This window comes from Chitinophagaceae bacterium (assembly GCA_016713085.1).
In the GTDB taxonomy this organism is placed as follows: domain Bacteria; phylum Bacteroidota; class Bacteroidia; order Chitinophagales; family Chitinophagaceae; genus Lacibacter.
In genome coordinates, this window is sequence record JADJPV010000001.1 from 2,170,962 (window position 1) to 2,182,510 (window position 11,549).

Below are 11,549 nucleotides of genomic sequence, written 5' to 3' on the forward strand. Positions count from 1 at the left end.
TACGCAGCTTCTGTTAAGCAAAGTATAATAAAAGTTAGTGTTGATACGTTTCATAAGTTATGGCATTGGACTTGTTTTAAGTTCAATGACAAGTTGTATTTTTTACCCTAAACCGTAGCTTATGAAACAAGTTCTACTCCTTGCTTCTTTATTTATTATTATTTCATCCTGTGCCCGGAGAAAAATGGAGGCACGTGTTGATCGTTTCAACATCAGAACAATTGCTATTCTCCCTGCTCAACTTGAAGTAACAGGAAATACTCCAAAAAAACTTAGTGCTGAACAGCTGCAGCAGATCATCCGGCAAAACAAAAAGTTTTTGGATCAGGCTCTGTACATTGATCTGTCGCAGTATGTGGATTCACGCTTACGTCGCTATTCACAGGTACAGTTTCAAAGTGCCGATCGCACAAAAAAATTGCTCGAAGAGAAAGGCATCACCGATTCAGCTTCCTGGGAAATGGACCCGGCAGATCTGGCTAAAATATTAGGTGTTGATGCTGTAGTATCTGCTAAGGTTACTCAAAATCATATCCTCAGCGACGAGGTGGCAATGGGAATTGATGTGATTGGAGGAATTGTAAGACAAACAGTACCTAAGTTACCGCTGCCTTATGGTGCCGCCCGTACCAGTGATATGTATGTAAGCTGTGCTTTAATACGGGGAGGATATTCTGTATGGAGCACCCGGTTTACCAATCATACTGACTGGAATTATCCTTTTCAGAATGCAATTCAACGTGCAACATCTGCTATTGCCTACCGGTTTCCACTTTAATTGCAGGGTAAGCATTACCGCATAAAAAAGGGTCGTTCTGCATTTTGCAGAACGACCCTTTCAATATCATTCAGAAAAATTAGTCCCAGCCTTTTTTTGCTGTTCCTGCTGCGATAGCTGCCAACGCTTTTGCTTCACCCAGTAAAGCGGTCAGTTTGTTGCCTTTGCCATCATCACCTTTTGCGATATATCCGCCTTTGGCTGTACGTTCTACAACTGCATTTAAGATAGGAACATTCTTTTCTTTTGTCTTTACATTATACGCTGTTAATTGCATAGCTTAATGATTTTTTGGGGGTTAGTTAATAATCCCGGCAACCCGGCATAGGCTAAAATTACAGATTTTCCCCTTAGATGACTGAAAATGCTTTCCACAAGTGCACCAGGTTGCCTGAATTTAATAAAAAAGCGGCCATTAAGGCCGCCTAAATTATTGTAAATCAGTGATAAGTCATTTAAACATCAATCTTCGCATATTTTGCATGGCTTTCAATGAATTCCCTTCTTGGGGCTACTTCATCGCCCATCAGCATGCTGAATACCCTGTCGGCTTCAGCTGCACTTTCAATGGTCACCAGTTTTAAGGAGCGGCTACCGGGGTTCATGGTTGTTTCCCAAAGCTGATCAGCGTTCATTTCACCCAAACCTTTATAACGCTGAACATTTACGCTGTCTTCTTTTCCGCCGCCAAACTGAATAGCAAAGGCTTTGCGTTCTTCTTCGGTCCATGCATAGGCCATGTCTTTACCTTTTTACCTGGTAAAGAGGGGGCTGAGCAATATAAAGATAGCCCTGCTCAACAATAGCTGTCATATAACGGAAGAAGAATGTAAGAATCAAAGTGGCAATGTGGCTTCCATCCACATCGGCATCGGTCATGATGATGATCTTGTGGTAACGGAGTTTTGAAATATCCAATGCTTTAGGATCTTCAATGGTTCCCATCTTTACACCAAGGGCTGTAAACATGTTACGGATTTCCTCGTTATCATAGATCTTATGTTCCATTGCCTTTTCTACGTTCAGAATCTTACCACGCAACGGAAGGATAGCCTGGAAGCTTCGGTCACGGCCCTGCTTGGCTGTACCACCTGCTGAATCACCTTCAACTAAATATAATTCGCAACGTTCAGGATCTCTGTCGGAGCAATCAGCCAGTTTACCTGGTAAGCCGCCACCGCTTAATACAGTTTTACGCTGAACCAGTTCACGGGCTTTACGTGCAGCTGCTCTTGCCTGTGCTGCTAAAATAATTTTTTGAACAATATTCTTGGCATCCCTCGGATTTTCTTCCAGGTAAGCTTCTAATGTTTTACCAACAGTTACTTCAACTATGCCGCTTACTTCACTGTTGCCGAGTTTGGTTTTTGTCTGTCCTTCAAACTGTGGTTCAGGAACTTTTACAGAAATGATAGCGCTGAGCCCTTCCCTGAAATCATCACCTTCTACATCCACCTTGGCTTTTTCAAACATGCCTTCTTTCTTTCCGTAAGCAGTAAATACTCTTGTAATAGCACGACGGAAACCGGTTACATGTGTACCACCTTCAATGGTGTTGATATTGTTAACGTAGGAGAAGATATGTTCGCTGTAAGAGTCGTTATAGATCATGGCAACTTCTACTGCTACATTCGATGCTTCATCACGACTGTCCATGTAAATAACCTGTGGTAATAACGGACTGCGTTTGCTGTTACTGTCAATCAGTTCAACAAATTCACTGATACCACCTTCGCTGTAAAAAGTGCTGGTATAAGTTGCACCGCTTTCATCAAGTTCACGTAAATCATTTAAAACGATGCGGATTCCTTTATTCAGAAAAGAAAGTTCACGAAGACGGGCTTCTAAAATTTCTTTTTTATAAACCGATGCCGTAAAGATGGTTGTGTCGGGCCAGAAATGAACTTTTGTTCCTGTTAAGTTACTGCTGCCAATTTCACGAACAGCATATGCTGGGATCCCGGTGTGATATTCCTGTTCAAATATTTTTCCCTCACGCTGAACTGTTACCTGCAATGTTGATGAAAGTGCGTTTACGCAACTTACACCCACACCATGCAAACCACCTGATACTTTGTAAGAGCCTTTATCGAATTTTCCACCGGCATGCAGCACTGTCATTACAACTTCCAATGCCGAACGTTTTTCTTTTGTATGCATGGCAGTAGGAATACCACGGCCATCATCCTGTACGCTGATGCTGTTATCTTCATGAATGTTTACAGTAATGTTTTTACAGTAACCGCCCATGGCTTCATCAATGGAGTTGTCAACCACCTCATAGACGAGGTGATGCAAACCTTTCTCACTGATATCGCCAATATACATGGCGGGTCTTTTACGAACCGCTTCTAAACCTTCTAAAACCTGGATGCTGTCTGCGCCGTAACCTGCATTTTGTTCTGCTGCGCTGAGTGTTTTTTCCTGCAAATCTGTGCTCATATTGTGCTTCTCTGAAATCTGTTTTGTGAGGTAAAAATATATTCGGACAAATGTACGGAAAAGCAGCGGGTTGAAGCGTTTTTAAAGCCTGTTTTTGACCCAAAAAATCCACAATTTTTCAGGTGATTTTCAGGAGGAAATTTTCTTCATTTCAGGAATAATTTTTAGTAAGAAAAATACATATCAGCTTTATTGTATTGAAAATATGACAATAGTCAGGCATTTGGGACTGATCTGTGAAATTTCAATGTCTTAACTTTGTTCTCTTATGCAGCAATTGAACGATATACTCACACTGGCACACAGGCATCCTCTGATGATGCATGAGCTGGACTTGCTGCATGAGGTTGAAAAACAGATCCCCGGCTCTGTGAGTTACAGCATCAGGCGTTACAAAATGCAGCCTCAGTGGAATATGGAAGATGTGGGGATGCTTGCCTATAATTATCAACCGAAATTGCAAAAAGACAGGAGTATTGAACTGAGGTTTTGTATTTCGGGAAATAAATACTGTTCAAACACAGCCTGTAAAAATGGCGTTTGCAGAACACAATCGCAGCGATGCGGAGAGTTTGCAGATACTGTTGACGTTTTCAGCTTCCATTATTCGGCATCTTATCTCAGCCAGTTTGTAAAAGGGAAAACAGTTCAAACAAAGAGCGACCAGATACTTGCATTCAAACAAAAGGAATCCTTTTCAACTGTTGTGAATCTTTGTAACCGAACAAAAGGAATTCTTGAAAATCTGTTGCAGCATAATTACAGCAATGCGCTTGAAAATATTTATGTAAATAGCCAGTTGCAAACGCTGTTACTGTACGGTCTTGAGTGTTTGGTGGAAGAAAAAGCAGAAGAGAGTTTCGCCTGCAAATTTCTTTCTAACGAAGCGGATCGTGATAAGATGAACCTGGCCCGTGAAATTTTACTGCAACGCATAGGTGATCCTATCACCATTAAAGAACTCAGCCGCAAGGTTGGAACCAACGAATGTTACTTAAAGAAAGGATTTAAAGAAATGTTTGGCACAACGGTTTTTGATTTTTATCAAAGTCAGCGTATGGAGCACGCCAAATATTTATTATATGAAAAAGGGCTGAGCGTTACTGAAGTAAGTGCACTGCTCGGCTATTCTTCTATCTCCCATTTTTCTACTGCATTTAAAAAACATACAGGCCTGAAGCCCTGTGAGTTATTGTTTAAACCCTACTAATTCCATTTTCTTTTTCTTAGTGAAGCTTTCCGTTTTGCGTAAATGCTTTTCCTCATTCTGTAAGCGATTAAGATTTCTGTGAAGCAATTTTGCATCTTATAAAAACATAAGATCAATGGAACGGAAATTAAGAACCAAACTGATTATTCTTTTTACACTTATCGCTTCATCCATATTTGCACAACAGGGTATTAAGGACGCAGTAGCAACAACTGATCACCCTATTTCTGTACATACAGCAGTTGATCAGCAGGGTATTAAAGGTGTAGTAACAACAGTTGACGGCAAAGCTGCAGAACACGTAAGTATTTTATTAAAAGAAATCAATAAAGGAGCAATCACTCTCGAAGATGGTTCGTACAGGATTTATAATGTACCGGCAGGTGAGTATACGGTCATCGTATCTTTTGTAGGTCTGCAAACAATTGAGAAAAAAATACAGGTACACGAAAACGAAATACTGAACAGTAATTTTATCCTGAAAGAAAATGCAAAAGAGCTGAATGAAATTGTGATTGCTTATTTCAGAAGCGTAAACGACAGAGTAACGGTGTTTGGTAAATCAGCTATCAAGCCAATGGATTTACCGCAAGCTATTGCAACCGTAGGCGAAGCAGTAATAAAAGATCAGCAGGCGCAACGTTTAAGCGATGTTGTAAAGAATGTAAATGGTGTGTACCTGAGCACAACAAGAGCCAGTACACAGGAAAGTTTTTCTGCACGTGGTTATGGGTTTTCTTCTACCAATATGTTCCGCAACGGTTCAAGGGTAAACAGCGGTGCAATGCCTGAAGTAAGTTCACTGGAAAGTGTGGAAGTACTGAAAGGTGGTGCGGCTATTTTGTATGGTAACGTAGCGCCGGGTGGTGTGTTGAACATGGTAACAAAAAACCGAACTTTGATTTTGGCGGTGAAGTAGGTGTGCGTGCAGGGAGTTTCGATTTGTGGAAACCAACTTTTGACGTGTATGGTCCTATCACCCAAAAAATTGCTTATCGTTTGAACGGTACGTTTGAAACAACAGATAGCTATCGATCAAAGGTTTCTTCTGCACGTTACTATGTAAACCCTTCTTTCCTGTTTAAGCTTGGTGCTAAAACAGAATTGGTTGTGGAAGGTGATTACCTGAAACATGATTTCACACCTGATTTTGGTATTGGTTCATTGAACAACACGATCATCCCGAATGTGCATCGCTCAACATTCATGGGTACCGATTGGCAATATAATATTACACAACAGGCAACTGCTTCTGCAACCGTTAAACATGCGTTCAATAATAACTGGCAGTTAAGCAGTGTGGCTTCGTACCAAAACTTCGATCGTGATTATTACTCGGTAGAACGGATTCAGGCAAAAGCAAACGGCGATTGGGGTCGTCCGCTGGGTCGTGTAGACACAAAAGAAAATTTTTATACAGGCCAGGTGAACCTGAACGGTAAATTCAAAACCGGAAAAATTGAACATACTCTGTTAGCAGGTATTGATGCCGACCGTTATCTTACTGAAACATACAACTACGATGTACAGGGAAAAATCTACGACAGTATCAACATTATTGATCCAAATAAATTTGTACGCCGCACAGATATTCCTGTGGCAAAAAGAACAACATTCGTACAGACACCAGTAAACAGAATAGGTGCTTATGTGCAGGATCTTATCAGCATAACAGAAAAAATCAAAGTTTTGGTTGGTATCCGTTGGTCATTACAGGAGGCTACGCCTTCAATAACTGACACGCTTGCCACAGGCGGACAGTCAAAAACCAAATTGAAAACTGATAAAGCATTTTCTCCACGTGTTGGTTTGGTCTATCGCATGAAGCCAACTGTTTCTTTCTTCGCCAGCTATTCTAATTCCTTTGCTATCAACACGGGATTGGATGTTTACAACAATGTACTACCTCCTTCGATTATTGATCAGTACGAATTAGGAGTGAAAAATATTCTGTTGAAAGGAAAGTTAACTGTTAATGTTACAGCTTATAAAATCATCAACAATAACCTGGCGCAGACTGCACAGTTCGATCGTAACGGAAATCCAAACAGCAACAGTAACCTGAAAGAACTTACCGGCCAAACAACCAGCAATGGTGTGGAGCTTGATATTACAGCTAACCCTCTAAAGGGATTCTCAATTATTGCGGGTTACAGTTATAACGATATGCGTTATACCAATACACCTGATAAAATTGGCAGTTATGTAGAAGGCGATCGTTTGGTAAATACACCGGCGCATACAGCTAATACAAGTGCTTTCTATACTATCAGCAAAGGCAAATTGAATGGATTGAAATTTGGAACATCGCTATTTTATGTGGGTAAGCGTTTTGGAGGCTGGAACAATACAATTGGTCAGGCACAGAATTACTCAAGACTGATTCCTGTAGAAGCATTTACAACCGTTGATATATCTGCAGGCTACAGTATTAAACGTTTTTCTTTACTTGTGAAAGTTTCAAATCTTGCAAACGTTTTAAGTTATTATGTACATGAAAATTACAGCATCAATCCAATTCCTCCACGTCAGTTTGTGGCAACAATTGCTTATAAATTCTGAGCAGGAAAAGTAAATAAATAACGTCTGAAAAGGGGACTCGCTTCACAGCGATCCCTTTTTCACATAACAGGCAAACGGTAAAGAAGATAATTAATTAAAGCAATGGCAAAAGATTCCACACAAAAGAGCACCTGGCAGAAACTAAGAAAACTGTTTAATGATATTCATTTGTGGATAGGCCTCAGCAGCGGGCTGTTTGTAATTGCCATTTGCTTCAGCGGAACAGTGTATGTTTTTAATACAGAACTTACTGAAAAAGCAGCACCGCATTTATATAAAGCAAAACCGGTTGAAGGGAACGAGCGCATTCCGGTTGATACGTTACTGGAAAAAATAAAAACAGTTTCCGGCGGCACAATTACAAGTGTAACCATTCCTGCAGCACTCAACCGTACATACCAGTTCAACGTAAAAACAAAAAGTGACAGTACTGCCAGAGGAGGAGTTACTTATATGGTGAACCCCTATACAGGCGAAATAACCGGTAATTCAAAAGAGAAAAACCGCACAAAAGAATTCATGTCGACAATGTTCAGTCTTCATCGCTGGCTTTTGCTGGATAAAGTGAAGCAGCCTTTGATAAAAGGTGTGGAGAACAGAAAGCTTGGCAGCATGATTAGCGGGTGGGTTACAATCATTTTTACATTGGGTTGTATCACAGGATTGATTATCTGGTTCCCGCAAAAAGTAAAGCATTGGCGCCAGGGTTTAAAAATAAAATGGAATGCAGGATGGAAGCGGGTGAATAATGACCTGCACAATACACTTGCTTTTTATTCACTGATTTTTTTATTGCTGATGGGATTAACCGGGCCTCAATGGTCGTTTGAATGGTACCGCAATGGTATGCAGAAAACATTAGGTACTTATAGACCTGCAGAAAGAGGAAAGGGAGGAGGACGCCGACCGGGTACTGAAGCTGGCGGAAATCGCAGAGAAGGAAAAGCACCGCAGCAAAATGAACAGGCAACAAACGCATCACCAATACCGATTGTTCAATTATCAATTGCTGATTATGTACGTGAAGCAGATAAGTTATTAACTTATAATGGTAACTATGTAATCAACTTACCAGCAAATGCTGAAGCACAAACAATGATCATTAAAACAAAAGTGGGCTTCTTTGCACCGGCTGCCGGCGACAGGATTACAATGGATCAGTACAGTGGAAAAGTACTGAAGCTTGATTTGTTTAAGAGAAAGCCCTTTAATGAAAGAATAGCAGCCTCTATTAAAGCCATACATGTTGGGAATGTATATGGAACCTTTACAAAAATTCTTTACTTCCTTGCCTGCTTAATTGCTACAACTCTGCCAATTACAGGAACACTTATCTGGTATAACAAACTGAAGAAAAAGAGGAAACATAACCGTGTTTCTCTGACAGATGTGGAAACAGAAGCATAATAACCACTAAGTACAGCAAATCTTATTGTAAACCCCAAAGCGATTGACTTTGGGGTTTATTTCTTATGTGTCTTATGATTGCTGTCAGTTACTGATATGATTCATTTCTTCATAGTGTCATTCTACAGTCAAACAAACATCATTTTTAACATGATGACAGTTCTGTGATAATGAAGATGAGTTACTAATACATTTTTGCGTAGAATTTATTTATGCAAAAAATTATTACAGGAATCGCATTGTTCATGAGTTGCTTTACAGCATCTGCGCAGGATACTGTACCGTTAATTGACTCCACTTATTTTAAGTTATTAAACGAAGTGGTGGTAACAGCAACACGTACTGAACGTAAGCTGGGTAATGTAGCTGTTCCTGTAACAATCATTTCTCAAAAACAAATTCAGCAGGCCGGTACATTAAGGCTTCGTGATATTTTACAGGAAACAACCGGTTTATTTATTACCAGCGGCTTTGGTGCAGGTGTGCAAATGCAGGGCTTAAGTGCTGATTATACAATGATCTTAATTGATGGAGAACCATTAGTAGGAAGAACTGCAGGTGTGCTTGATATTAACCGTATAGCTGTAGGAAATATTAAGAAGATTGAAATTGTAAAAGGCCCTTCATCAAGTTTATACGGCTCAGAAGCAATGGCCGGTGTTATTAATATCATTACGGATCACAGCAGAAAAAAGCAACTCAGTGCAGGTCTTCGTTATGGTTTTGGAAATCCTGATCTGGGATGGGCTGCTCCTGTTGGTTCAAAAACATTTAAGCAATCTGATTTTAATATTACTGCCGGTACATATTTTAAAAAGCTGTCAGTAAAATATATGGGGAACGCAATGTATAATGATGCAATTACCTATCGGCCAAATTCACAGGCAAGATTTCCTCAACCTGTTTGGCGGTTTACCAATCAACTGCAACTTGCATACAACTTCAGTTCAGATACAAAACTGAATATGACGGTGCGTAATGCATATGATTATATTAAAAAGGAACTGGCAGTGGCCAATAATGGAGTAATCAGTAATTCATACGGAAGAGAGATCAATAATGACTGGAATATTAATACATCTCTTTCTCACCGCTTCAATAGTAAAGTGAATTCAACCCTGCGTTTATACAGCACCATCTTTGATGGCTCTGAAAAATTAAGCTTTAAAGAAAAACCAGATAGTATTTATTATGATGGATTCCGTCAGCGGTTTTATCGTGCCGAAAATCAAACAGATATCAGCTTTAAAAAGATGAACCTGACAGTTGGCGCAGGTTATATCATTGATGAAGCAAGATCAACCCGCTATGATAACAAGCAGCAATTATAAACAAAACAGAATTGCTTATGGTTTTCTGCAGCATGAGTGGATACCCAATGAAAAAGTTTCTGTGATTGCCGGTTTACGTTATGATGATAACCGTTTGTTTGCAGCTGCATTCAGTCCAAAGTTGGCCGTTCGTTACAGTGTCAGCAAAAGAATAAATATTAATGCATCAATCGGAAGAGGATTTAAAGCTCCCGATTTCCGCCAGCTCTATCTCAACTTTACCAATATTTCTGCCGGCGGTTATTCAGTGTTTGGTTCTATTGATGCAATCAAAGTAATCACTGCATTACAGCAGCGTGGTGAAATAGCAGAGTTGATGAGTGACTTCAGTAAGTTGAGTACACTTACTCCTGAGTACAGTACAGGAATGAATGCAGGTGCAACAATTCTCGCAGCAAAAAATCTGTCCTTTAAAATAAATGCTTTCCGTAATGATATTGACGGGTTGATTGAAGTAAGACAGGTGGCAACAAGAACAAATGGTACACAGATTTACAGTTATATCAATGTAAAAAAAGCATACACACAAGGCGGAGAAGTTGAAGCGAGCTGGTCTCCAATAAAATTCGTAACAGTGAAAGGCGGATACCAGATTTTGTTCACTGCTGATAAGGAAGAATTGAAACGCATAAAAAGCGGTAAGGAATCAGTAAGAGATGCAAGTAATATCAGCCGTACTTTATTACGCAGTGAATATGTTGGTTTGGCCAACAGAAGCAAGCATATGGCTAACCTGAAGCTCACCTATGAAAATGAACAGCAATTTTTTGCCACGGCCCGTGCAGTATATCGCAGCAAATGGGCAGTAAGCAATACAAGCGGCAATACTGTGTATGATGTGAAAGATGAATTTGGAAATGCCTTTGTACTCATCAATGTTTCAGCAGGGAAAGAGTTTAAAAACGGCATACGTCTGCAGGCAGGAATGGATAACATCTTCAATTACCAGGATGCAGGGTATTTACCCAACCTTCCCGGCAGAGTTATGTATGCATCCATCCAATACAATTTTATACGTAAACAATAAACGAAACAATAAATAAAACAAGTAATGAAAACAAAATTCATCCTATCAACAGCAGTTGCAGCAATAATGATTCTGAGTGCATGTAAAAAAGAAAAAACACCTTTACAACAGGCAGACCCGGGTGCTTATAAAGTAGAAGTTAGCGGTAAAATTGTAACTGTGAAGAATCTTCCGGCCGATACAATCGTTACAGTTACTGCACAGGGCCAGCCAATTGGAACCGGTCATTACGGTTTCTTCAGTTTAGAAACCAACCAATGGATTGCCAACAGTGATTCAGCAACAGCAAAATGGGATCTTGCTTTTGCAGGCTCAACTATTCGTGTAAACAATGCTACAAGCGGACCAGGTACTGGTGGTGCTTTTGTTCAGGTTGCCAATTTTGCTGATGTAACAAGCGTATCAGTTGATTCAACTTTTCGTATCGATAATCACCCGGTAAGTTATGCCATTGTGAAGGGTTCAGGCAAAGGATGGTACAATTATGATGGTGTAAATGTATTGCTGACTCCTATTGCAGGCCGTACACTCATCGTCCGCACCGCAAGTGGTAAATATGCAAAAGTGGAGATCCTCAATTTTTATAAAGGTGGGGTTACACTGTCAACAACTGCATCAGATGCTGACAAAACCTATTTACAACGCTATTATACTTTCCGTTATACTTTCCAGTCAAACGGAAGCAAGACTTTCTAATTGTTGATTAAAGTGGTAAAAGGCCTCCAGAATACGGGGGCTTTTTGGTTTTCAATCACCCCCGAACTTTCTTACCTTTGGCCACTTTTATAAAAC

9 protein-coding genes and 1 pseudogene are annotated in these 11,549 nt (G+C 40.1%); 8 read left to right on the top strand and 2 right to left on the bottom strand.

The annotated features are described in order from the left end of the window. The first annotated feature begins 121 nt into the window (after positions 1–121). Positions 122–778: a hypothetical protein gene (locus IPK31_10510; protein MBK8088332.1), complete on the top strand. Its 657-nt coding sequence runs from the start codon at positions 122–124 to the stop codon at positions 776–778. A 79-nt stretch (positions 779–857) separates the two neighbouring features. On the opposite strand, the gene IPK31_10515 is transcribed toward IPK31_10510, so the two are convergent. Both IPK31_10515 and gyrB read right to left on the bottom strand, forming a co-directional pair. Further along, on the bottom strand, positions 858–1,055 hold the full coding sequence (locus IPK31_10515) for a hypothetical protein (GenBank protein ID MBK8088333.1): 198 nt from the start codon (positions 1,053–1,055) through the stop codon (positions 858–860). A 178-nt stretch (positions 1,056–1,233) separates the two neighbouring features. Next, positions 1,234–3,220: pseudogene (gyrB, locus tag IPK31_10520) on the bottom strand (DNA topoisomerase (ATP-hydrolyzing) subunit B). A 268-nt stretch (positions 3,221–3,488) separates the two neighbouring features. On the opposite strand from gyrB, the gene IPK31_10525 reads away from it, so the two are divergent. The 7 genes from IPK31_10525 to IPK31_10555 all read left to right on the top strand — a co-directional run bounded on the left by IPK31_10525 (position 3,489) and on the right by IPK31_10555 (position 11,453). Next, on the top strand, positions 3,489–4,430 hold the full coding sequence (locus tag IPK31_10525) for a helix-turn-helix transcriptional regulator (GenBank protein MBK8088334.1): 942 nt from the start codon (positions 3,489–3,491) through the stop codon (positions 4,428–4,430). 115 nt (positions 4,431–4,545) lie between these two features. Further along, positions 4,546–5,349 (top strand): TonB-dependent receptor, encoded by an 804-nt coding sequence (locus tag IPK31_10530; GenBank protein ID MBK8088335.1) that lies wholly within the window; start codon positions 4,546–4,548, stop codon positions 5,347–5,349. A gap of 2 nt (positions 5,350–5,351) precedes the next feature. Continuing rightward, a complete protein-coding gene (locus IPK31_10535) occupies positions 5,352–6,992 on the top strand; it encodes a TonB-dependent receptor (protein ID MBK8088336.1) in 1,641 nt (546 codons plus the stop codon). Positions 6,993–7,094: 102 nt separating this feature from the next. Then, positions 7,095–8,399, top strand: coding sequence for a PepSY domain-containing protein (locus tag IPK31_10540; GenBank protein ID MBK8088337.1), 1,305 nt, complete (start codon positions 7,095–7,097; stop codon positions 8,397–8,399). 212 nt (positions 8,400–8,611) lie between these two features. Continuing rightward, positions 8,612–9,730 (top strand): TonB-dependent receptor, encoded by a 1,119-nt coding sequence (locus tag IPK31_10545; protein MBK8088338.1) that lies wholly within the window; start codon positions 8,612–8,614, stop codon positions 9,728–9,730. Next, on the top strand, positions 9,708–10,757 hold the full coding sequence (locus tag IPK31_10550) for a TonB-dependent receptor (GenBank protein ID MBK8088339.1): 1,050 nt from the start codon (positions 9,708–9,710) through the stop codon (positions 10,755–10,757). Before IPK31_10545 ends, IPK31_10550 begins: the two co-directional genes overlap by 23 nt. A gap of 24 nt (positions 10,758–10,781) precedes the next feature. After that, a complete protein-coding gene (locus IPK31_10555) occupies positions 10,782–11,453 on the top strand; it encodes an HmuY family protein (GenBank protein ID MBK8088340.1) in 672 nt (223 codons plus the stop codon). Positions 11,454–11,549: the final 96 nt, after the last annotated feature.